Annotated in this window: 16 protein-coding genes; all 16 read left to right on the top strand. The window is 42.4% G+C overall.

Annotated elements, in window-relative coordinates; genetic code table 11:
* Positions 1-237 precede the first annotated feature (237 nt).
* The 16 genes from ACN6MV_RS22580 to ACN6MV_RS22505 all read left to right on the top strand — a co-directional run bounded on the left by ACN6MV_RS22580 (position 238) and on the right by ACN6MV_RS22505 (position 25,543).
* Entirely contained in the window at positions 238-2,544 is a 2,307-nt protein-coding gene (locus tag ACN6MV_RS22580; RefSeq protein WP_419884899.1) for a glycoside hydrolase family 65 protein, read from the top strand.
* On the top strand, positions 2,541-4,823 hold the full coding sequence (locus tag ACN6MV_RS22575; RefSeq protein ID WP_419884898.1) for a glycosyl hydrolase family 65 protein: 2,283 nt from the start codon (positions 2,541-2,543) through the stop codon (positions 4,821-4,823). Before ACN6MV_RS22580 ends, ACN6MV_RS22575 begins: the two co-directional genes overlap by 4 nt.
* A 32-nt stretch (positions 4,824-4,855) precedes the next feature.
* On the top strand, positions 4,856-5,494 hold the full coding sequence (gene pgmB / locus ACN6MV_RS22570; RefSeq protein ID WP_419884897.1) for a beta-phosphoglucomutase: 639 nt from the start codon (positions 4,856-4,858) through the stop codon (positions 5,492-5,494).
* 583 nt (positions 5,495-6,077) lie between these two features.
* A complete protein-coding gene (locus ACN6MV_RS22565; protein WP_375103523.1) occupies positions 6,078-7,871 on the top strand; it encodes a cache domain-containing sensor histidine kinase in 1,794 nt (597 codons plus the stop codon).
* Positions 7,872-7,890: 19 nt separating this feature from the next.
* Positions 7,891-9,219 (top strand): response regulator transcription factor, encoded by a 1,329-nt coding sequence (locus ACN6MV_RS22560; RefSeq protein ID WP_419884896.1) that lies wholly within the window; start codon positions 7,891-7,893, stop codon positions 9,217-9,219.
* 117 nt (positions 9,220-9,336) lie between these two features.
* On the top strand, positions 9,337-10,257 hold the full coding sequence (locus ACN6MV_RS22555) for a carbohydrate ABC transporter permease (protein ID WP_042129891.1): 921 nt from the start codon (positions 9,337-9,339) through the stop codon (positions 10,255-10,257).
* A gap of 1 nt (position 10,258) precedes the next feature.
* Complete coding sequence (locus tag ACN6MV_RS22550) at positions 10,259-11,131, top strand: carbohydrate ABC transporter permease (RefSeq protein WP_042129889.1); 873 nt, start codon at positions 10,259-10,261, stop codon at positions 11,129-11,131.
* 132 nt (positions 11,132-11,263) lie between these two features.
* Entirely contained in the window at positions 11,264-12,727 is a 1,464-nt protein-coding gene (locus ACN6MV_RS22545) for an ABC transporter substrate-binding protein (protein ID WP_419884895.1), read from the top strand.
* A 403-nt stretch (positions 12,728-13,130) separates the two neighbouring features.
* The gene (gene adhE, locus ACN6MV_RS22540) at positions 13,131-15,752 is read left to right on the top strand and encodes a bifunctional acetaldehyde-CoA/alcohol dehydrogenase (RefSeq protein ID WP_076120647.1); all 2,622 of its coding nucleotides are present in this window, start codon (positions 13,131-13,133) and stop codon (positions 15,750-15,752) included.
* Between the two features lie 251 nt (positions 15,753-16,003).
* Positions 16,004-18,265, top strand: coding sequence for a formate C-acetyltransferase (gene pflB, locus ACN6MV_RS22535; RefSeq protein WP_042129884.1), 2,262 nt, complete (start codon positions 16,004-16,006; stop codon positions 18,263-18,265).
* A 217-nt stretch (positions 18,266-18,482) separates the two neighbouring features.
* Positions 18,483-19,220 carry a pyruvate formate-lyase-activating protein gene (gene pflA / locus ACN6MV_RS22530; protein ID WP_076120646.1) on the top strand — a complete coding sequence of 246 codons (738 nt, stop codon included), beginning with the start codon at positions 18,483-18,485 and terminating at the stop codon, positions 19,218-19,220.
* 426 nt (positions 19,221-19,646) lie between these two features.
* Positions 19,647-21,056, top strand: coding sequence for an extracellular solute-binding protein (locus ACN6MV_RS22525; RefSeq protein WP_076120645.1), 1,410 nt, complete (start codon positions 19,647-19,649; stop codon positions 21,054-21,056).
* Between the two features lie 126 nt (positions 21,057-21,182).
* A complete protein-coding gene (locus ACN6MV_RS22520) occupies positions 21,183-22,067 on the top strand; it encodes a carbohydrate ABC transporter permease (RefSeq protein ID WP_076120644.1) in 885 nt (294 codons plus the stop codon).
* A complete protein-coding gene (locus ACN6MV_RS22515; RefSeq protein ID WP_076120643.1) occupies positions 22,067-22,897 on the top strand; it encodes a carbohydrate ABC transporter permease in 831 nt (276 codons plus the stop codon). Before ACN6MV_RS22520 ends, ACN6MV_RS22515 begins: the two co-directional genes overlap by 1 nt.
* Before the next feature lie 29 nt (positions 22,898-22,926).
* Complete coding sequence (locus ACN6MV_RS22510) at positions 22,927-24,783, top strand: cache domain-containing sensor histidine kinase (RefSeq protein ID WP_076120642.1); 1,857 nt, start codon at positions 22,927-22,929, stop codon at positions 24,781-24,783.
* Positions 24,758-25,543, top strand: coding sequence for a response regulator transcription factor (locus ACN6MV_RS22505; protein ID WP_042129873.1), 786 nt, complete (start codon positions 24,758-24,760; stop codon positions 25,541-25,543). Before ACN6MV_RS22510 ends, ACN6MV_RS22505 begins: the two co-directional genes overlap by 26 nt.
* Positions 25,544-25,801: the final 258 nt, after the last annotated feature.

Below are 25,801 nucleotides of genomic sequence, written 5' to 3'. Positions count from 1 at the left end.
GTTCTTTATATATCAGCAGTGGCAATCCATTATTCTCAAATAATGGGTCTGTCGCTGTTTTTTTGGCGTTCTTATTAGATTCTACATATTATACTGCAAAAATTCATGATATAGAAATCCGTTCGATTTCAACTCCGTATAAACGCACACATCTTCATTAAGGTCAGACATTGGCGCAACGGGTATGGAACGATATCCTGAGAATGGAGCAAAAACCAGGAGAAGGGGAAATCATACATGGCTAAAGTGGCTGACAAATATCTTAAGGTAGATCCTTGGGCAATTATTGAAGAGGGCTTTGATCCAGAACGAAATCGGACCTCGGAATCTATTTTTTCGCTAGGAAATGAGTATATGGGTGTGCGGGGGTATGCTGAGGAAGGTTACTCTGGGGATTCCCTGCAAGGCAGTTATTTCAACGGGTTAAATGAACAATTGGACATTGGCAATCATTATAAAGGAATCATTCGCTCGCTGAGATACATGGTGAATGCGGCGGACTGGCTGTATACGCGGATCACTATGAATGGTGAACAGCTGGATCTGGCAAAAAGTAAAATATCGGATTATGTACGTAAACTTGATCTTCGTAGTGGAACCTACCGGCGGGAGCTGATCTGGCACCTAAATGATGGCAAAAGCTTAAAAGTTGTCTTTACACGCTTAGTCAGCATGACGATGTCTCATCTGGGGCTACAGCGGGTGGAATTTGAGCCCCTTAATTTCTCGGGCAGCGTAGACATTTGTGCGGGTCTTGATTTCAGCATTATTCATGAGGAACGCGGCGAATGTATGTGGAGTAGTCTCCGCAGCGGAGAACAAGGAGCTACCACTGCTATTATGGCGAGAACAGTGAACACAGCTAACAAGCTATTCTCCAGCTTTACTTTACAATCTTCGCAGCCGCTTCAGCTTACCCGAACTGAACATGAAAAATTTATAGGGCAAAGCTTTACTTTGGAGCTTGCTCAAGGAGAATCGACTCATTTTACAAAGCTGGTTATCAACTATTCAGATAGTGAATCTGCACATACAGCTGAAGAGCTGTGGAGCAAAGGGCTAGCTCTTGCTGAAAGTGCGAGTCAACTGAAAGACACTCAAATTTTCGCGGATCAGACAGCCTATTGGAATGGTATCTGGGAGACAAGTGATATTCGGATCGAGGGCGATCCTGAGAATCAGCAGGGCATTCGCTTTTGCATTTTCCAGCTTTATCAGACTTATCATGGTGATCATCCTGGGTTCAACATCGGCGCTAAAGGGCTGACGGGAGAAGTATATCGTGGGTTGGCTTTCTGGGATACAGAATCGTATTGCTTGCCTTTCTATATGTTCAATAATCCTAAGGCCGCCCGTAGCTTGCTGGACTTTAGATATAAGACGTTACCTCAGGCTATGCAACGTGCTAAAGATGTTGATTGCGAGGGAGCATGTTACCCTATTGCTACTATAGATGGAACAGAGAGCTGTGATCTTTGGCAGCATTCGAATCTTCAGCTTCATGTAGGGACTGCTATTTCCTATGGTATCTGGCATTATGTCAAAAATACTGGCGATAAAGAATTCCTGCACAGTAAAGGCGCTGAGATGCTGGTTCAGATTAGTAGATTCTACGCTACACGCGGTCAATGGGGTCAACAAAGCGGGAAATATGGATATTTTGGCGTAATGGGTCCTGATGAGTTCCAATTGATGGTGAATAATAACTGCTATATTAATCTGATGGCCCAAAAATCATTTGAATACACCCTGAATACCCTGCGGGAAATGAAAGAACAGGCACCAACGGCTTTTGCGACGGTTGTAGAAAAGACGGGGCTTCGTGACGAAGAGCTTACCGATTGGAAAAATAAAGCAGACCATATGAAAATTCCGGTTGACGAAGTAACAGGAGTATTTGAAGAACATGATGGATTCTTCGATATGCCGCATATTGATATTCATTCCATCCCTGTAACGGAGTTTCCGCTCTATTCGAACTGGTCATATGATCGTCTGTATCGTTATGACATGATTAAGCAACCGGATGTCCTTATGTTTATGTTCTTATATAATGGACAATTCTCTAAAGAAGCGAAGCTGGCCAACTATGAATATTACGAGTCTAGATGTATTCATGAATCTTCACTTTCACCTTCGATCCATTCCATACTGGCAAGCGAAATCGGTAAGCCGGAAGAAGCCTATTCGTTCTTTGAATTTGCGACAAGACTGGATTTAGATAATTACAACCGTAATACACGTGAAGGGCTTCACACGACTTCGATTGCAGCCGCTTGGATGAATATTGTATATGGCTTTGGCGGTATGCGTTCAGATGGAGAGCGTTTGTCCTTCCAACCTTCATTACCTGAACGCTGGAACGAGTATAGTTTCCAAGTGATGTACGAAGGGGTATTACTACGTATTTTGGTAAACAAAACTTCAGTAACGCTCACAGCAATTCATGGGGGTAGCACGGATATTATCGTGTACGGCCAGTCCATTACAGTGGATGCTTCCGGGACGACGCTTCCGCTAGGCGAAGGGATGTTGGCCCGATGAGCTGGGCGGTTAGGGATAGTCATTTCGACAAGCAACTGGTGACGACGAACGGGAACAAATATATGTTAGGCAATGGCTATATGGGATATCGCGGCACACTGGAGGAATTCGGTAAAACTGAGTTAGTTGCCGTAACTTTAGCCGGTCTATATGACAAAGCGGGAAATAAGTGGAGAGAACCTGTCAATGCTCCGAATGGATTATGGACCAAGGTTGTCTGTAACGGTCAGCCTTTAAGTGTGCTAGAGCTTGAACCGAGCTCTCATATGCAGGAGCTGAATATCCGCAGTGCGATTCATCATCGGAATACTGAGTATGATATATCTGACGGAGGAACGTTGACGTTCACAGCAGATCGTTTTGTAAGCCAGGACAATCTTCATCTGCTCATTAGTAAACACTCTATCCATAGTACACAAGATTGCCAAATTGTGATTGAGACCGGGATTGACGTAGATGTATGGGATATCAATGGTCCCCACCTCTTTGGTCAAAAGGTACAGTCACAGGACGAGGTACTCGTTTATTCCTCCACGAGTGGAGAATTGAACATTCCGGTAGTTGTTGCGGAGAGAGCCGTATTTAATTTTGGAGATCAGCAACTGGATGAGGGCGCTAGTATTCGCCGGATTTCTTTTGAAGCGCGTGCGGGTGAGACCTATGAATGGTTTAAGTACGTTGCGGTATATACTGGTCTTGATGTTAGTGCACCGGAGTCAGAAGCAGTAAAGTCTGTCCAAGCTGCTGAAACGCTCGGTTATGACGAGTTATTACAGGCTCATCGCCAGCAATGGGAAGAAAGATGGTCACTTAGCGATGTCATTATCGAAGGCGATGAGGATGCCCAGTTTGCTCTAAGATACAGTATTTATCAGCTGTTAATTATTGCACCTACGGTTTCGGAAAAGGTTTCTATCCCGGCTCGTGGTTTATCGGGTCAGGTTTATAAAGGAGCCGTATTCTGGGATACAGAGATGTTTATGCTGCCGTTCTTCCTGCATACGGATCCAAAGGTTGCTCGCAACCTGATGATGTACCGGATTCATACCTTGGACGGAGCTCGCCGGAAGGCCGCGGAATATGGTTTTTTGGGAGCATTCTATGCTTGGGAAAGTCAGGATACAGGAGACGATGCTTGTACTTTGTTTAATGTGAATGATGTGTTTACCGGTCGACCAATGCGCACTTATTTCCGCGATAAGCAGGTTCATATCAGTGGGGATGTTGTACACGGGATCTGGAAATACGTTCAATTTACAGGTGACGAGAGTCTGTTGACTAGCGGAGGGGCGGAAGTGATCTGGGAATGTGCCCGGTTCTTCTACTCTTATACTTACTATAATTCAGTAAAAGAACGCTTTGAGATTCTAGATGTAACAGGTCCAGACGAATATCATGAGCGTGTGAACAATAATGCTTTTACGAATGCTCTGGTTAAGGAGACACTGGAGATTGCCTTGCGTACAGCAGAATTGCTGCAAGATAAGTATCCGGAAGTATACAGCCAACTGTCTACAGAGTTTAGTGAAGGTCCGTTTCTGACAGAGTTCAAAGCTATGCTGGATAGCTTCTATGTTCCACAGCCAGACCCAGCCAGCCTTGTCATCGAACAATTCGACCGTTACTTCACCTTAGAGGATATCGAGCTGCCAGAATTGAAATCCCGTGTACTTAACAAAAATGAGTATTTGGGTGGCGGTAATGGATTAGCCACAACTACAACCATACTGAAGCAAGCGGATGTCGTATTGATGTTAAATCTATTCAAACATTCCTTCACCAAGGAAGTGAAACAAGCGAACTGGGAATTCTACGAACCGCGCACCGAGCATGGGTCAAGTCTTAGTCCTTGTATCTACGCTTTGGTAGCTGCCGATATTGGTTCGCCGGATTGGGGATATCCATATTTTATGCGCACGGCTACTGTAGATCTTACGGGAGAATCTAAACAATATGTAGGGGATCTCTATATCGGTGGTACCCACCCAGCCGCTAACGGCGGTGCTTGGATGGCTGCGGTACTTGGTTTTGCAGGGTTGGATTACGATGGGGCAACTGTCCATATCAAACCTTCTCTGCCTAAACATTGGCAGTCTGTTGAGCTTCCGGTTACGCTTCGGGGAGATACCTTTAAACTGCGGATCAGCAAGGATGAAGTTACAGTTACCACAGCAGCCGACTACAGCGGGACTCTGGTGTTCTCGGTACAAGGGCGAGTAGGAAAGTCCTGTGGTGCAGGTGAGAGCTTGCGGCTAACCTTGGACGAAACAACAGTATAGACATTAACTAACAGCGGAGAGGAAGTAAATCCATGTTGAAAAATATGAAAGGCGCCATCTTTGATCTGGATGGCGTAATCGTAGACACAGCCAAATATCATTATTTGGCTTGGGCGAGTCTTGCTGACGAGCTAGGCTTTACATTTACAGAAGAGGATAACGAACGTCTTAAGGGCGTGAGCCGGATGAGATCGCTCGATATTCTTCTGGAAGTTGGCGGCCTACAATTTGAAGAAGCGGAGAAGCTTGCGATGGCGGAGAAGAAGAATCGCCTATATGTAGAGTACATCTCTAAGCTTGAGGAGTCGGAACTGCTTCCTGGGGTCAAAGAATACTTAACTGGACTGAGAACGCGCGGGATTGGAATTGCGTTAGGTTCAGCTAGTAAGAATGCAGAGTTTATTTTGAATAAGCTGAACATTACGGATCTGTTTGATGCTGTAGTTGACGGTAACAAAGTGTCACTTGCCAAGCCGGACCCGGAGGTGTTCTTGATCGCTGGTCAGGAGCTAGGCTTACAGCCGGACGAATGTGTCGTGTTTGAAGATGCGGAGGCAGGCGTTCAAGCTGGTAAGGCAGCAGGGATGAAGGTAGTGGGCATAGGTAAGCCGGAAGTGTTGAAGGAAGCTGATATGGTTGTAAAAGGATTGTATGAGTTGTTGACAGACTAAGGATAATTGAACAGGGGACCGACTCCAAAGTAGTTGACGCTACTGTGGGGTCGGTCTTTTTTTCTTCTTTATTCTGAATTCCTGCGCTCACACTCTGAATTCAGCTGACAAGATCAGCTGCTCGAAAAAACCAACGTGCATCCGATGGCTCAACGTGATGATGCAGCTTGGAAAGCTATTATACTCAAAAGACTCAAGAAGTTCAGAATTTCGGTAGAAGCTCAGAGGGAGTATCGGGTCCCAAAGCCCCACGCAGTGGTCCCTGCGCGCCCTCACTTTTTCTGTTTTCGGTTTTTAAGAATCTCGGTGATGAAGTTGCGGAGTGGAGGTTTGGAGCTGGAGAAACGAAGTGGTCGCCTTTATCCTCGGATTTCTACCGCAAAGCGGTATAAAATCAGGGAATCTGAGGATAACAGCGATCGTAAGCCCAAACGCTCCACGCAGTGACGTCTATATCACCATGCTCTTATAATCCGCACAACAGAAAAAAACTACATACAAATGACCATAAAAAACTTTAAAATGAACATATGTAAGCGTTTATCCCTTTGATATAGTTATTTAACCCGGAGGTGTGACTATAGTGTTGTCTAGGCTGATTAGATTGATTCGAAAGCTGAACGTCAAGCAGCAGCTCATCCTGCTATTTCTGATTATGATTTCTCCGATCCTCTTTTTGAACATATATGGGAATATGAAGGCGGAGCAAATACTGAAGCGCCATGTTACGAATGCTTATGTGGAATTGAACAAGCAGAACTTTACGATTATTAATCGGGATATCGACACAGTAAATAAAATCACTACCACCGTGATACAGAATCCTCTGATTCAGCAAATTAATATGACTGGCTCGGATACCATACTGGAGAGAGTCAAACGGTATGAGACGATAGAGAAGTTGTTGGTCAGTTACTCCCAGGGTGCTGAACGGGGGGATGGTATTTATTACTCCCTTTATATATACGATCCGAATGATTATTACTTTTTCGCCCCCAATTTCCCACAGGTTAAGAAGGCGGGCGTTTATTTCTTTTCCAAAGCCGAAGAGCCATACTGGTTTGAAGAGGTTGTTCAGAAGAAGGGACGCGGCTCACTGAAGTTCACGGAGAGGCTAAGCGCGCAAGCAGAGAATTTAAAAACACTAACTTACATGAGAGCTGTAAACAACATTTCCAGAAAAGCGGAGACGATTGGCGTTTTGGTCATCACCAAAATGGACTCTAAAATTGGAGAATCCCTCAAATCAATCTCTTTGCCTGACGGAGAAATTTACTTAACAGACTTGAATAACCGTGTTCTTGCTTCCACTACGAATAATACTGGAGAAGTAATTGCGTTGCCGGAGACGGTGGTTGCTGAGGATTTGGAAGGTACAGTAGATGTGATTACCTCCGATTTTATCTATGTGGTTAACAATAACCATGCGCTTGGTCAAAAGCTGGTCTACAAAGTTCCAGTAAAGGCGCTATTGCAACAACAGAACGAAATGAAAAGTGTTATTCAATATATCACCGTGGCTTATGCAGTATTTGGACTGATTATGATAACGTACTTCTGGCGTTCATTAATGACTCCTTTGCAAAAGCTGGCTTTTTTCGTGCGAAAATACGAGCCGGGTAATCGTGTTCCAGAGACGCCGCGGAGGGGGAGTAATGATGAGGTCAGTGTGCTGATTGCTTCTACCTATGACATGGCCCGCAGGCTTAACGGATTAATCACATATAAATACCAGATGGAGCTTAAACAGAAGGAATCACAGCTTCAACTGCTATATCAACAGATCAACCCCCATTTACTTTATAACACCCTAGAGAGCATTTATTGGAAAAGCTCATTAGAAGGGAATGTCGAATCCGCCGAGATGATCAAGGAATTGTCCAAACTTATGAAGATCAGTCTTAGTCGGGGAAGGGAGCTGATTACCCTTGAAGAAGAGCTGGAGCATGCAACGGCTTATATCAAGCTGCAGCAGCACCGCTATGATTACGTATTTCGAGTTGTGATGGATATTCACCCAAATACGAAAAGCAACCTAATTCCTAAAATTACGCTGCAGCCATTAATAGAAAATGCTATTATTCATGGGGTCAAAAATATGGGCGAGGATGGTGAGATCACCATCACTGCAGTTTGTGAGGACGAAACCGTTAGGATCTCTATTGAAGATAACGGATATAAGTCTGTTGATTATGAAGCCATTGAAGCTGTATTGAATGATGACAGTCCGAATCCTACCAGCGGTTATGGTATCCGTAATATTAACCAGCGTATTCATTTACATTTTGGCTCTGATTATGGCATCAGCTATACCCCTCGTACAGAAGGCGGAACGCTAGTAACAGTCAAGCTTCCGAAATCGGAGAATCAGGACTAAGGAAGGGGAGCATACAGATATGTTCAATATATTGGTAGTAGATGACGAACCATTGATTTGTAAAGGACTGAGCAATTTATTAGCTTCATCCGGGCTGGATATTTCTAATATTTATACAGCTAATAGCGGATTTGAGGCGTTGGACTGTATCCGCATGGAGGAAATTGATCTGCTCGTTACGGATATTCAGATGGGTGCAATGAGTGGAATTGATCTGATGCAGCATGCAAAACTTGCCAAACCATGGGTTCAGACTATCGTGATTTCTGCACACGAGACGTTTCAATATGCTCAAATGGCCGTTAGGCTCGGTGCTAAGGATTATTTAATTAAGCCTTTGAATAGTGAGCAGTTTTTGGATTCGGTCAGAAATGTGCTCCTTAAGATGGGTAAGCCCTCACCAGAACTAGACGTTTTCATGTCAGGGATTAACGAGAGCTTTCGACTGGAAGAGCCGCTTCCAGAATTCAGCAAGCTTTTGAATGAATTGCTCATCGACCCTGGAGTTGTACTTGCTGAGGCAGATAACCTGCTGAAGCTGGATAACCTGAAGCTGCAAGGGCCGTATTTTTCCGTCTTAAAACTTAAGGTACCACTGTCTGGAATGAACCAAGAGAAGCAGTACACTTTGCGGGACAGACGGCTTCTTTGTTATGCTGCGCTGAACATTGCCAAAGAACTAATGGATCAGGAATGGAACTCGATAGCTTTTTATGCACCGGATGGTGAGATTACGATCATTATTCAATGGGATGAAAAAAGCTATGAGGATTCATCTGCCAGCCAAATCAATAGACTAGATATTCTTGGACGCAGTCTTCATTTTAATATCCATAAATACATACATCTGAACGTGGTCATTGGCATCAGCCAGATTCTAAAGGGGCTTTCGTTTATGGCTGTATTGAACCGTCAGGCTTCCAATGCAATTCTCTGGAACAATGAGCACAGTGACCATTATGTGTTCTATTATGGGGATTTCAACTGGAACAGTTACACGAGTGATCCATCTGTAGAAGAGCTTCATACCCATAGCAATCTGATCGTACAAAAAGCTAAAGAATATATTGACGAGAACTATGCGCAAAAAGGACTGACGATTCACGATGTGGCTAAGAAGAATCATGTTAGTCCCAATTATTTGAGTTACCTATTTAAGAAAAATACAGGTTATAACCTGTGGGAATATGTAATCAAGCTCCGGATGGAAGAAAGTCGGGAAATGATTTTGAATACCGATCTTCGCAGATACGAAATTGCGGAACGTGTAGGTTATGAATCACCCGAGCATTTTAGTAAAATTTTCAAAAAATATTATGGGATTAGCCCCAGCGAATTGAAGAAGTAAAAACACCCATGACTTCGGTAGATATAGACATGTTCAGTACAACCCTCATTTCCTACAATTTAAGGTAGGAAGCATTTTGTGAAAAATGCTGAAAGAACAATGGAATGAGGGAGCCTGATGAATCAAACCGCAGTAGTAACCGAAAACCCGGCGACGCTGAAGGGGACACCGTACAAGCAAAACCGCTGGAAGAAAAACTTTTGGGGATATATGTTCCTCGTACCTGCCGTAATTATTTTTATTATGTTTTTGTGGGTTCCAATTTTCAAAGGCTTACTGTACAGCTTTTACCATGTGGATTTTGTTAAAGGGAATAGCTTTGTAGGCTTTGAGAACTACAGTAGAGCACTTAGTGATCCAGATGTCTTGACTGCATTAAAGAACACTGGGTATTACATGTTTTTATGTCTTATTATTGGGTTTTGGGTTCCGATTGCTTTTGCTATCATGATCTCGGAGCTGAGAAAGTTTGGGGGTTTTGTACGTGTAGCGGCTTATCTGCCTTTCGTTATGCCTGGTGTCGTCCTGTATGGACTGTGGAGATGGCTATATGATCCGGTGGGTCCAATTAATGCGTTACTAGGTACAATGGGTGTGGACCAAGTTGCCTTCTTAACAGATACAAGATGGTCCATGATTTCACTTGTGTTTATGGAGACATGGCAGCAGTTCGGATCAGGGATGTTAATATACTTGGCTGCTGTACTCAGCATTCCGCGAGATTGGTATGAAGCCGCTGAAATTGATGGGGCAGGTATATGGGCACGAATAAAGTACATCACTTTGCCTTCACTGCGTAATTTAATCTTTTTGATGTTGATTCTACAAATTATTGGTACTTCACAAGGGTATCAGTCACAAATGGCGTTACTTGATGGTGGGCCGAATAACACTACACTTACCTACGCATTGTTGATTGTAAAATATGCATTTACAAGACTCGATTATGGAACAGCTACTGCGCTTGGCATGTTAATGTTCATTGTCCTGGGTGGTTTGGGCATTTTACAGTTCAAGCTTAACAAGGAGGACTACTAAGATGAAGAGCGCAGATAGAGGGATTCTTTCAGAACACGATTTGAAAAAAACAAGTAATAAGATTGTTTACGGTTTGATGTGTGTAGTCATTTTGGTTATGGTTTTTAGCATGCTGTACCCGATTTGTATGACGTTATTCAACGGATTGAAGTCGAATCAAGAGGTGAATTCATTCCCACCGCATTTTTTCCCTCAGGAATGGCACTTCAGCAACCTTAAGGATGCAATGAATTACATTGATCTGCCGATGTTTCTTAGAAACACCATTTATATTTTTTTAGGGAATATGGTTGTGACTTTAGTCGTATTGGGAATGTCCGCTTTTAGTATTTCCCGTATGAATGTTCCATACAAAAGAGCGATTTACTTCTTCTTCCTGATGACATTGTTTATTCCGGCTACCAGCTACATGATCCCGAACTTTGTCAATTTGAAGGAGCTGGGATTGCTGAATCAGTACGCGGCTTTCTGGTTGCCAGCAGGTGCGAACACCTTTTACTTTCTTTTGTTAAAGAACTTTTTTGACGGGATTCATCCAGAGATCTTTGAAGCAGCACGAATTGATGGAGCCTCTGAGCCGAGAAGCTTTTTCTCCATTGCTGTACCACTTTCAATTCCGATTTTTGCAACATTAGCGATCTTTATCTTTTCTACCGCATGGAATGACTGGTTTTGGCCATCTCTAGTTATGCACAGTGAAGAGAAATATACGCTTGCGACAGCCATTTATAAATACGTTATTAATGTGAAGGCACTCAATACTAATATCAAATTTGCAATCCTGTTTTTAGTATCGTTGCCACCAATCATTGTCTTCTTGATTTTCCAAAAATTCATTATGCGTGGGGTTGCTTTGTCAGCAGTGAAAGGATAAGCAATTATCGACGAATTTAACCACGGATCGTAAACATGCACATGAAGTGAATATAAATGCACCTCGTTTGCAAACGGTTTCTATTTTAAGATTTATCTGTAAGATAATTATGAATTGAAAAGGGGAGTTTCAATGCGTAAGTACTCTAGCGTTCTACTAAGCGTACTTGTAGCCGGTTCGTTGCTATCTGCTTGCAGTGGCAACAATAACGGAAACACAGCGGGAAACAAAGGCGGGGAAGCAACTACTGCGCCAACAAATGCGGTAACTGATAATACAGCAACTGCTACAGATGCGCCAGTGGATGACATTACTCAAAGAAAAGTGACGATCAAGATTCACTATCCAACGCCTGACTTGACTGAAGTGAGAGCGCAAGAAGATGACAAGATTAAACGTTTCCAGGCTGAATATCCAAATGTTGAAATTGTTAAAGACGACTGGCAGTACAATGTAAGTGAAATTGGAATCAAAATGGCTGCGAATGAAGCACCAACCTTCTTTAACACCTACGCTACAGAAGCTAAATTCCTGGTGGAAAAGGGCTGGGTTGCTGACATTACGGATCTTTGGAACAAATACGAATTTAAGGATCAAATTAACCCAGTACTGCAAAATCAGTTCATCATTGATGGTAAAGTTTTCGGAGTAACTCAAAAAGGTTATGTAACAACGACTATGATCAACAAAAAAATGCTGGATGAAAAAGGCGTTGCGGTCCCACCAATGGATTGGACTTGGGATGATATGCTGAATACGGCTAAAGGCGTAGCTGATGTCAAAAAAGGTATTTCCGGTATTGCTCCAATGGGTAAAGGTAACGAAGCAGGCTGGAACTGGACCAACTTCCTGTTCGAAGCTGGCGGTGAAATTCAAAAGGTTGAAGGCGGCAAGGTTGTCGCTACCTTTAATTCCGATGCTGGTGTTAAAGCACTGGATTTCTACAAGAAACTTAGATGGGAAGCTAACGCGATTCCTCAGGACTGGGCACTTGGCTGGGGCGATGCTGTAGGCGCATTCCAACAAAGTCGTACAGCTATGGTAATGGCTGGGTCCGATGGCGTAATCGAGCAAGCACTGAATCAAGGTGGACTGAAACCTGAGGATGTGCTCACATATCCAATGCCTGCTATGGAAAAAGGCGGCAAGCATACGGGGGTACTTGGTGGTGATTACCTCGTAATTAATCCGAATGCAACACCAGATGAGCAAGAAATGGCATTCCGTTATATCACATTTGATTACTTCTCTGATAAAGGTTTGGAAGCACTGGATGCAGTCCTTCAACAACGTACAGCTGATGGTAAATACTTTATCCCGCCACTCTTAGATTACTACTCAGCAGATTCTGAGTTTGGTAAGAAGACCAAAGCGGTTTATGACAAGTACACCAATGTATACCAATATAGCCCTGACATTATGGGACTCTTAGATGGTAAACCTGAAGCTCAATACAATACACAGGACTACTACGCAACAATGTCCAATGTCATTCAAGAGCTGTTCTCCAAAAAAGGAACGGATTCTAAGAGCCAGCTAGAAGCAGCAGCTAAAACAGTGCAAGAGAAATTCTTTGATACGATTAAAGCAGAATAGGTAAATTAATAAAATCGGTCCCTTTGGGGCCGGTTTTTTTGTTGTTATAATTTATAAATTTATAAATCTACAGAGCTAATGATGATCAACTGGAAACTATTACGGCATAGGAAAATCGTAAATTTCTGTGATGAAGGGAATGCCTTAACGGAGTGCTGTATTAAAGCGATTGGAAGGAAATGGGCTCAATACTTTGCTTATTAAAGTATAATTCTAAGATTTGAAGGGATTTTTAACATAAAATATGGAAAAATATCTATAATATGATCGAATGAAAGCGCTTTGAAAACAAATCAAAAAAACTTTATACTTTGTGAAAGATTTCACTATACAAGGTGGAAATCATGTGATAAGATAAATGTGTAGAGAAAAACAACTAAAAATTGACAGGAGGACGAGGGAGATGGCAGTTAAGAACGAAGTCGCCGCCCAAGTTAAACAAGTTACCGCTGAAGAGTATATTCAGAATTTAGTGGATAAAGCGAAAAAAGCGCATGAGGCATTCATGGCGCTAGACCAAGAGCAAGTTGACACAATCGTTCATGCAATGGCGTTGGCTGGACTCGACAAACATATGTATCTCGCAAAATTGGCCGTAGAAGAAACTGGACGCGGCGTATACGAAGACAAAATTACGAAGAACATCTTCTCAACTGAATATATCTGGCACGGAATTAAATACGATAAAACAGTAGGCGTTATTGAAGACAACGCTTATGATAGCTTCCAAAAAATTGCTGAACCCGTCGGAATTGTTATGGGTATCACACCGGTAACCAACCCTACATCCACCACGATGTTTAAAGCGTTGATTTCGATTAAGACACGGAACCCTATTATATTCGGTTTCCACCCATCTGCGCAAGAGTGTAGTGCAGCTGCTGCAAAAATTCTTCATGATGCTGCCGTGAAAGCTGGCGCTCCTGAGAACTGTATCCAATGGATTGAAATGCCAACAATGGACAAGACAAACGCATTGATGAACAACCCAGACGTTGCTCTTATCTTGGCAACTGGTGGTTCTGCAATGGTAAAAGCAGCTTACAGCTGTGGTAAACCAGCACTTGGCGTAGGCCCTGGTAACGTACCTGCTTTCATTGAAAAGAGCGCGGATATTGATCAAGCCGTAACGGACATCATTCTTTCTAAAACATTTGATAATGGTATGATCTGTGCTTCCGAGCAAGCTGTTATTATCGAAGAACCAATCTTCGATCAAGTGAAGAAGAAAATGATTGCTAATGGATGCTACTTTGTGAATAAAGAAGAAGCTGCCAAACTGACTAGTGGAGCAATGAATGTAGAAAAATGTGCGGTTAACCCAGCAATCGTAGGTCAATCCGCAGTGAAAATTGCTGAAATGTGTGGCATTCAAGTCCCTGCCGGCACAAAGATTCTGGTAGCAGAACTTGAAGGTGTAGGCACTAAATATCCACTTTCCGCTGAAAAATTAAGCCCGGTTCTTGCTTGCTACAAAGTTAAAAATGCAGATCAAGGGATCGAACGCGCAGCTCAAATTGTTGAATTTGGTGGTATGGGACATAGCTCGGCTATCCACTCCAACAACGAAGAAGTAATCATGAAGTTCTCTAACCGTCTGCAAACAGGACGTATTCTCGTTAACTCGCCTTCCACACATGGTGCGATCGGCGATATCTATAACACTAATATCCCTTCGTTGACTCTGGGTTGTGGATCTTATGGTCGTAACTCCGTGTCGCAAAACGTTACAGCAATCAATTTGATCAACGTGAAAAGGGTGAATCGTCGTACCGTGAATATGCAATGGTTTAAAGTACCTGACAAGATCTATTTCGAAAAAGGCGCTACTCAGTACCTGACCAAAATGCCTGATATCACACGTGTCGCAATTATCACTGACCCAATGATGGTTAAGCTTGGATATGTAGAAAGAGTTGAACATTACCTGCGTCAACGCCAAACTCCTGTAGCTATCGAAGTGTTCTCGGAAGTTGAACCAGATCCATCGACAACTACAGTTGAAAAAGGTACTGCAATGATGAACAGGTTCCAACCGGACTGCATCATCGCACTTGGCGGCGGTTCCCCAATGGATGCTGCAAAAGGAATGTGGTTATTCTATGAACATCCAGACGCAGATTTTAACGGTCTAAAACAAAAATTCATGGACATCCGTAAACGGGTATACAAATTCCCTAAACTTGGTAACAAAGCTAAGTTTGTAGCGATTCCAACTACTTCGGGTACGGGTTCGGAAGTAACATCTTTCGCAGTTATTACCGATAAAACAACTGAACAACACACTAAATATCCATTGGCTGACTATGAGTTAACACCAGACGTAGCTATCATTGATCCAGAGTTCGTATACAGCTTGCCAAAAACTGCAGTTGCAGATACAGGTATGGACGTATTGACACATGCTATCGAAGCTTATGTATCTGTTATGGCGAGTGACTACACTGATGGTCTAGCTATTAAAGCCATCCAACTGGTATTCCAATACCTTGAAAAATCGGCACTGGAAGGCGACAGAGTAGCTCGTGAGAAAATGCATAATGCATCAACACTTGCGGGTATGGCCTTTGCCAATGCATTCTTGGGAATTAACCACAGCTTGGCGCATAAATGGGGCGGACAGTACCACACCGCTCATGGTCGTACTAACGCGATCCTTATGCCACACGTTATCCGTTACAATGCTAAAAAACCTACGAAGTTCGCTTCGTTCCCTAAATATTCGCACTTCGTAGCTGATGAGCGTTACGCTGAAATTGCCCGTATTTTGGGATTGCCAGCTCGCACAACTGAAGAAGGTGTAACTAGCCTGATCAATGCTATTCGCGATATGAATAAAAAATTGGGTATCGAGGAATCGTTCCAACAACTGGGCTTTGATCCTAAGGACTTCGAATCTCGTGTAGATTACTTGGCTGACCGTGCGTTTGAAGATCAATGTACAACTGCCAATCCTAAGCTGCCGTTGGTATCTGAACTTGCTGATGTATACCGTAATGCATTCTACGGAAGATTTGATAATTAGTAATTGGTTAAATAGAGAATAGGATAGTTGTGGACTTAGATAAAGGTGACAAATATCACTCGAAAGGTGATATTTGTCACAGTGTTTTTATAGAAAATAAACTAGAATGTTTATATAAACAACGGTCCCACATATGAAATGTTGATTGTGAAATTTGGAACAACCACATCTTTGGGGATCACGAGACACGGGATCAACCTTCAAGCCCGCGATCTCTACAAATATAATAAATATAGATGGAGGGATTTAGCATGTCGGTGATTGAAAAAGAAGTAAATGAAGTGAAATCCGGTTGGAGAAATTTCACAAAAGGTAAATGGTCCAAGAAAGTTGACGTTAACAATTTTATCGCAAGTAACATTAAGCCTTATGAAGGAAACGAAGATTTCCTCGTAGGACCTACTAGTAACACAACTGAACTATGGAAAATTATTTCCCAACTGAGCAAAGAAGAAAGAGAAAGAGGCGGCGTATGGGATGTTTCCCTGGATACTGTCTCCACAATCACTTCACATGCTCCTGGATACATTGATAAGGACAAGGAACAAATTGTAGGCGTTCAGACTGACGCTCCTTTCAAACGTTCCATCCAGCCATTCGGCGGGATCAAGATGATGGTCGATGCTACGAAAGCTTATGGCTTCGAGCTTCCACAAAACATCGTTGATATGTTTACGAACATTCGCAAAACGCATAACCAAGGCGTATTTGATGCATATACACCAGACATGAGAGCAGTGCGTAAATCCGGCGTTATCACAGGTCTTCCTGATGCTTACGGCCGCGGACGCATCATCGGTGACTACCGCCGTATCGCTCTATACGGTATTGATTTCCTGATTAAAGACAAAAAACAACAACAAGCTGAACTTGAAGTTGATTCCATGACTGAAGAGGTAATTCGTCTTCGTGAAGAGCTGTCCGAGCAAATTCGTGCACTGGGCGAATTGAAAGAAATGGCAGCCGCTCACGGTATGGATATTTCCAAACCAGCGACCAATTTCAAGGAAGCTACTCAATGGGTATACTTCGGATATCTGGCAGCAGTTAAAGAGCAAAATGGTGCGGCGATGTCCCTGGGACGTGTATCTTCCTTCCTAGACATCTATGCAGAACGCGATATTGCTGAAGGTACTTTGACTGAAGAGCAAGTTCAAGAAATCGTCGATCATTTCGTAATGAAACTGCGTATCGTGAAATTCTTGCGTACACCTGACTATAACGATCTGTTCTCCGGCGACCCTACATGGGTAACTGAATCCATCGGTGGTATGGCTGAAGACGGAACAACTCGTGTTACGAAGAACAGCTTCCGTTTCCTGAACACCCTGTACAACTTGGGTCCAGCACCGGAACCAAACTTGACAGTTCTTTGGTCCGAAAGATTGCCTGAAGCCTTCAAAAAATATTGTGCTAAGGTTTCCATCGAAACTAGTGCAATTCAGTATGAAAATGACGATCTAATGCGTCCATACTGGGGTGAAGATTATGCGATTGCTTGCTGCGTATCTCCAATGCGCATCGGTAAACAAATGCAGTTCTTCGGTGCTCGTGCCAACCTAGCAAAAGCTTTGCTGTACGCTATTAATGGTGGTAAAGACGAGAAATCCGGAGCACAAGTTGGACCGGAATTCCCAGCGATCACTTCTGAATATCTGGATTATGACGAAGTAATGAAACGCTTCAAACCGATGATGGAGTGGTTGGCTAAGACTTATGTTAACACTTTGAACATCATTCACTATATGCATGACAAGTATTCTTACGAACGTATTGAAATGGCACTGCATGACCGCGACATTCTGCGTACGATGGCTTGTGGTATCGCTGGTCTATCCGTTGCAGCTGACTCACTGAGCGCTATTAAATACGCGAAGGTTAAACCAATTCGTAACGAACAAGGTATTGCAATTGACTTTGAAACTGAAGGTGAATTCCCTTGCTACGGTAACAATGATGATGCTGTAGACAGCATCGCAGTAGAATTGGTTGAAGCTTTCATGTCTATGATCCGTAAGCACAAAACATATCGTGATGCTGTACCGACTCAATCGGTACTGACCATTACTTCAAATGTAGTGTACGGTAAGAAGACAGGTACTACACCTGACGGACGTAAGAAAGGTGAACCTTTCGCACCAGGTGCTAACCCAATGCACGGACGCGACAAGAAAGGTGCTCTGGCTTCCCTTAATTCTGTAGCCAAACTGCCTTACTCCGATGCACAAGATGGTATCTCTAACACATTCTCTATCGTACCTAAAGCACTGGGTAAAGACGAAGAATCCCGTAAGTCTAACCTGGTACACATGATGGATGGATACTTCCATAACAGCGCTCAACATTTGAATGTTAACGTGTTTAACCGTGAACAGCTGATGGACGCTATGGAACACCCAGAGAACTATCCACAATTGACTATCCGCGTATCCGGATATGCAGTTAACTTCATCAAGCTGACTCGTGAACAACAATTGGATGTAATCAACCGTACGTTCCATGGTTCGATGTAATTCGTTCCTATTCATAAAGATCTTTGAATGAAGTACTACATTGAAATAATTGCAAGGAAGATGCCGCCCTTGTCTCAAGGGCGGTAATATCTTGTTTGAGAATTGTTAAAATTTTAAATATCACAGCCGCGATTAAGGGAAATGACAGTCTCAAGGACAGGGAGCTTCTTCGTGAAAGAGGGACTGTTAGTCTGTCGTGGCGAAAGGATGATATCCTATGATTAAAGGTCGCATACACTCTTTGGAAACCTTTGGAACCGTTGACGGACCTGGTATTCGATTTGTCTTATTTATGCAAGGATGCTTGCTGAAATGTCAGTATTGTCATAACCCTGATACTTGGGCTTTAGATGAAGGTAAAGAAATGACTTTAGAAGAAGTGCTTGCGGAGATCGAGCCATATATAAACTACTATCGTTCATCCGGTGGTGGATTGACAGTATCCGGTGGAGAACCAACTTTGCAGGCGCAATTTGTTAAGCAGTTATTTACAGAAGTTAAAAAGCGTTGGAATCTGCATACTACATTAGATAGTAATGGTTACAACGAAGGTGACAAGATTAATGACTTATTGGATGTTACCGACTTGGTTATGCTAGATCTCAAACATATAGATGAGGAAGCGCATATCAAGTTGACTGGTAAATCTAATGATCGTACTTTGAAGCTTGCACGCTGGCTATCAGATCATAATCGTAAGATGTGGATTAGACATGTATATGTTCCAGGCATTCATGATCGTGAAGAGGATCTTATTAATTTGGGCCGTTACATTGGAACCTTAAATGGTGTTGAGAAATTTGAGATCTTACCTTATCATCAAATGGGTATTTATAAATGGGAAATGCTCGGCAAGGCTTATGAATTAGATGGCGTGCCATCCCCTACCGATGAAGAAGTTCAGCGGGCATACCGCTTGGTCGAAGAGGGTCGTAAACAGACAGCACTGGTATAATTGATATCTACCTTAAGTGAGAGCCGTTCCTTCAGTGATTTACTACTGAAGGAACGGCTTTTTTTGTTTAAAGAGGGACGTCTGGTGTCTTGAAAAGGGGTAATTTTGTATTTACCTTGTAAAAACATGATATAGTTACAGCTGTTGATTAAGGAGTTTGTAAATACATGATGACAGATAATATATCATTATTTAAAGAATTTATAATTATTATCCGAGGTAATGTGTGGTTAAATCACACTAAATAACGTTTAATCGTAATTTTTACTACAATAAAGTTATTATACATAACATATCGTGTAGTTGATTCCGCTTTCATTAGAGATTTTTATCCCTATAGTGGATGAATCTTAACCTTACGAGAATGGAATCTGTTTTCTATAATAAGAAGTGTAAAGCACAACATTATATGGGGGGTCACAAGAAATGAAAAAAGGAATGACTTTGCTATTGTCCCTGATTTTTGTATCATCAGCTTTACTGGCAGGTTGCGGAAGCAACAATAATGCATCTTCTAACAAAGGAGATGGAAACGCTACCGCGACTAATGCAGCGGACGCTACAAATGCTCCTGCAACTGAAGAACCGGTAAGCAACGAACCGTTCGAAATGACGATTCGTCACACTCAAATCGGTGCAGACAAACAGAAACGTCTAGCTATTCTGCAAGAAGTAGTGAAAAAGGTAGAAGGCGATGTACCTGGTCTGACCTTTAAACTCGATGGAGTAGATTCAGATGTAAACCGTAAAGAAAAATTGCGTGGTGAAATGGCTGCAGGTAATCCACCAGAGATTTTCGATCTGTTCGGTAGCCCTGACTCTAAGATCTATGCTAAAGAAGGTAAATTACTTGACCTGACTCCAATTCTTGAGGAACTTGGAATTAAGGATAAATTCTCAAATCTAGATCCTTTCACTTATGAAGGAAAAATTTACGGATTGCCAATCGGTGGATCTGGTGAAGGATTCTTCTACAACAAAGAATACTATACTAGCAAGGGTTGGAAAGCTCCAACAACATTTGCTGAATTGGAACAACAATTGGCTGACATCAAGGCTGACGGAAAAGTGCCTTTAGCTGGTGCGTCTAAGGCTGGTTGGGTACCACTCATGCTAGCTAACCACTTGTGGTCACGTTATGCAGGTCCAGATGTAACTGCTAAATTTGCAACAGGCGAAGCTAAATGGACTGATCCAAACGTTGTAAAAGGCTTTGCGAAGTACAAAGAATGGGTTGATAAAGGATACTTCAAAAAAGGCGAACTTGGTTTCGAGTATGCTGAATATACAACACAATTCACTAGTGGTGAAGCAATCCTGCTGTATGATGGTACTTGGAAATCCTCCGTATTCAAAGCTGGACAATCTGGCGAAGGCTTGATCGGTAAAGTTGGATTCTTCAATATTCCTCCAGTTGATGGTGGCGTGGGCGACCAAACAGCATTGATGCGCGATGTAAACAATGGCTATGGCTTCTCTGCTTCTGCTGAGAAAGATCCACGTCAATTAGCTGCTGTGAAATCATTTATCAAAAACCTCTTTAATGAAGAAATGCAATTACGTGGACTTGTTGAAGATGGCGTATTGCCAGCAATGAAAATTGACCAAAACGTTCTGAATGAAAATATTACGGATGATCTGATGAGCGAAATCGTAGGTGTACTTAATAACTCACAATCTTCGTTCCCAGCATTTGACTCTCTCGTTCAAGCAGATGTAACTACAGAAATCAGTAACATTCAAATTCAAAAGCTGATTGGTGGTCAGACAACTCCAGAGAAGATGGGCGAAGCTTTACAGAAGGTACAAGAAGAAGCAAACGCAGCAGTTGAATAAGTAGCTGCAAACTGAATGTACCCTGGTGCTAGAACCAGGGTACATTTTTAAACTCAAAGAAATTATGTGTTTGCGCTGATCTAAACATTCATTGTTCGCCAGATGTCAAAGCAACCGGAGGTAGTCATGAATAAAGCATTAAGAAATCCATTGGTATTTTTCCTTTTTATTCTTCCAGCACTGATCCTGTTCACGATGTTCTTCATCTATCCCATCTTCAGTTCAATCTATTACAGCTTTACTAGCTGGAATGGTGTATCTGACACAGTTAAGTCTGCCGGAATCAGTAATTTTGAGAAGGCATTAGGAGATGAACGATTCTGGATATCCGTCAAAAATAACGGTTGGTTCATTCTTTTCTCCTGTTTTGTACAGGTGCCGTTAATTATATTCTTCTCATTATTAATATCAAATGTAAAGAAGCTAAAAGGCTTATACAAGACGGCAGTCTTCATGCCTTCCATTATGTCTACAGCAGTTATCGGTATTCTATGGGGCTTCATTTATGAGCCCAACATTGGACTTTTAAATAAGGTTCTTGGCTTAGTTGGTATTGATCCGCTTTACTGGTTGTCGGATGAGAGATTCGCAATGTTATCGATCCTGATCACGAATGCTTGGCAATGGACAGGATTCTATATCGTAATGGTACTGGCAGCTATTTTGTCGATACCGGGTGAATTGGACGAAGCTGCTGCTATTGATGGTGCAACTGGATTCCAACGAGCTACACGTATCACGCTTCCGCTAATCGTCCCAATCATCTCTGTCGTAATCATGTTATCCATTGCAGGGGCAATGAAAGCGGCGGATATCGTAATTGTAATGACTAAGGGTGGACCTGCGGGTTCAACCGATGTAATGGCAACCTATATGATTAAATATGCAATTACTAACTTTAAATACGGGTACGGTAATGCCATCGCAGTCCTGATCTTTGTATTTACACTGGTGGTTACAGCCCTTTATCAGCTGCTGATAGCCCGACGCACAGAAAGGATTGAATACTGATGCCACGCGCCCTGAAAAAAAGTCTGCCACATGTCGCACTTTTGTCCTATCTGCTAGTTATTCTATTTCCTTTCCTGTTCGTGTTATTCTCCTCTGTGAAGAAGGATAATAATGCAATAGCGCTTAACCCTTTTGGAATTCCAAAGGAGTTTGTCTTCAATAACTACGTTGAAGCTTGGGTGAATGCCAAGATCAGCACCTACTTTTTTAACAGTTTGTATATTTCCATATTGGCTTCTGTAGTATCTATCATTCTAGCGTCAATGTTTGCATTTGCTGTTACACGTATGCGTCAAGGCAAATGGAATACGATTTTGTTCTCGCTAGTTATGGTGGGAATGCTGATTCCAAACAATGCATTGATGCTACCTATTTATACGATTGTACGTAAGATGGGGATTCTGAACACGCACTGGGCATTGATTATTCCTTATATCGCAAATGCCATTCCATTTACGATCATAATATTGGCTGCATTTATGCGTTCGTTGCCTAGAGAAATTGAAGAGGCGGCGGTCATGGATGGGTTGAAGGCTCCGGGTATCTTTGCTAGAATTATTGTACCTCTAACCGTACCTGCCATGGTTACTGTATTCATAGTTAATTTCCTGGGCAATTGGAATGAATTCTTGCTGGCAAACTACTTCCTATCGAATGACGAACTGCGTACGCTCCCAGTTGGTATGGTTCAATTCCGTGATCAATACCAGATGAACTATGCACAAATGTCAGCGGGTATCGTCTTCAGCGTACTGCCGGTAATTGTCATTTATGCGATTTTACAGGAGAAAATTATTGAAGGCGTAACAGCAGGCGGCGTAAAAGGATAACTTTTTTTCTCAGTCAGGAGCACCAGCCGATGAATTTGCGCTATAAATTATTTACGGCATTTTTGGGCCTGATAATCATTCCTTTATTTATTCTAGGCATGCTTATGTTTTTCGTGACTTATAACTCTATTGAGAAGAAGTACAGTCAGCAGTCGGAATACTCACTTAAAGCAATTAGTTACAGTATTTCGAATGTGTTAAAAGATATGGATAACGTTACAGACAACGGAATTGCTACCTCGGTTTTTCATATGGCACTTAGCGCAGAAGATCCTACTAACCAGGATTTGACTGATGCCGAGCAACTCAATTTGAATGCAAGCCAGCGCAATTTCCGTAGTCTGTTGTTTAATCATCCATCGATCAGCTACGCTTTTTTGTACAATTTTAACGGTAGAGGTAACTCTGAAATCGTGTCGCTTTTTAATAAGGAAAATTTCCGAACACTACCCTATGATACATTTAAGAAAAGTGATTTGTACCAGGAAGTAATGGATTTGAATGGTGTGCCGAAGTGGCTGGCTCCTCATGAATATCCCGAACTTACGGGAACTGAACCTGTGTTTACACAAATTCGACTCGTTAAGGAATTGAGCTTCTTTCAGAACATAGGTATCCTCGTTGTGCAGATCAAAAATTGGGAGTTCGAATCGATATTTCGCAATTTAAAAATTGGGGATAGCAATCAAGATGTCTCGTTTATGCTTGTAAATGATGATGGAATGATTCTATTCGACCCAGATCAAAAGCTGGATGGACAGGATATTCAGTCATTCGCGAATAAAGAGATTACCTTTGAAAAAGGGTTTCAGAGTTTTAAAACGCATTACAACGGGGAGAAAAGTATTCTCTCCATGTATCATTTGAAAGATTATCCTTGGAGTCTAGTGTCTGTAACTTCATGGAACTCTCTGTCTCATGAAGTTACAGTATTTGCACGATGGTTTGTTGGGGTTATCTTCTTATGCTTTTTAGCAGCAGTAATTTTCAATCTGTTCTTTATGAATCGAATTACTGGCGCAATTGCCGTAATTGTTCGTTTTATGCGACGGGTTGAGGATGGGGATTTGACTACGCGGGTAGAGGTAAAAGGGAATGATGAGTTAACGCTTCTTGCAAAAGGCTTTAATGATCTTATGGATAAAATTAATGGGTTGTTTAATAGAATCCATGTGGAACAGCGCCGCAAGAATCAAGCGGAAATGCGTGTTCTACAGGCGCAGATCAAACCGCATTTTTTATTCAATACATTAGAGTCGATTAATGTTCTGGCTATACAGAATGAAGGCAAGAAAGTTAGTGAGATGGTCTACAGACTGGCAAGTATTTTACGTATCAGCATTCAGGATCGAGAAGAAATTACACTGGATGAAGAAATTAAACATCTGCGCAATTATTTAGATATTCAAAAATTCAGGTTTGAGGATTTATTTGAATATGATATTGATATCCCACAAGAATTGATGAGTTGCGGCATTCTAAAGCTTACTTTGCAACCGCTTGTAGAAAACAGCATTCAGCATGGATTTGAGGGGATTGATTACAAAGGTCAAGTTTCTGTGAAAGCTTGGGAGAAGCAAGGGGACTTGATTTTACAGATTGAAGATAACGGTATTGGTATTACGCCGTCTCAGTTGTCCATTTTCCAATACATTGTGAATGATCCTGTGGAGCAAGAGGTTAAAGTTGAACGAGAAAACCGGATGAATCTTGAACGCAGAGGACTTGGTATTCGCAGTGTAGCGGATCGCATCCGCATTGAATACGGTGACAGGTACGGAATATTTATTTGTTCCAGTCCAGGCTATGGTACTATTATTCAATGTGTCATACCTAAATACGAGCAGGGGGAAGATCATTATGCTAAAAGTATTATTGGTAGATGACGAAGCCCCAATTCTGAATAATCTAAACAGAGTGTTGCCTTGGCAGGAGATGGGGATGGAGGTCGTTGGTATGGCGCGAAGCGGTATGGACGCCTTGCGCATTGCCGAAGAGGAGCAGCCTGATCTTGTGTTAAGTGACATTCGTATGCCAGTGATGGATGGGTTAACTTTTGTAGGAAAGTTGCGGGAAATGGGATTGGATAGTGAGGTACTTCTTCTTACCGGGTATCAAGAGTTTGACTATGCACGGGAAGCGATTCGGCTTGGGGTGAAAGAATATATTTGTAAGCCGATCCATTATGAAGAACTTGGCAATAAGGTACGTGAGATAGGAGCTACTATTCGTAGTAAACAGTTTAAAAATAAACTGTATAATAGCATTCCTTTATTTCAGGAGATTCCTGAAGCGGACAATGGTAAAAAAACACCGGATCAGCTTATGAACCTCGCCGCTCAGTACATCTCTGAACATCTTCATTCTGATATCGGGATTGAGGAAGTGGCGAATAAGATCGGAATTAGCGGCAGTTACTTCTGTCTCTTGTTTAAAAACCGATTTGCAATGACTTTCGTGGAATACGTAACACAACAGCGAATTGAAGCTGCCAAGTTTATGCTTACCAATAGCGACAAGAGCATTACGGTGATTGGTTCCGGAGTGGGTTATCAGGAACGGCGTTATTTCACGAAGGTGTTTCAGAAGCAGACGGGGATGTCTCCTAAGGAGTATCGCGATCGGTGTCGGGCAGAAGTATTATAAGGTTTGCGGCGTATGGTGAGGTTTAGCGTCACTGCGAGGAATGTTTGGACTTCCGGTCGCTGTTATCCTCGGATTTCTTGATTGGAAACCGCTGCTCGCGGTTGAAATCCGAGGATAGCATATGCTTCCGAGGTAGCTTTCCAAGGAAAGCTTTTAGGCGAACGCTACGCTCCTACAGTTCCAAACTTCCTCTCCGTTCCTTCTCCCTCACCACACTTTGTTGTGGGTATGGGGTCGTCCCACTCCTGCGGATGTGAG

It is taken from the genome of Paenibacillus sp. B-A-8 (genome assembly GCF_048572915.1).
Classification (GTDB): Bacteria; Bacillota; Bacilli; order Paenibacillales; family Paenibacillaceae; genus Paenibacillus_AQ.
Note: the sequence above shows the minus strand (reverse complement) of the source record. Positions and strands in the feature narration are given on the sequence as shown.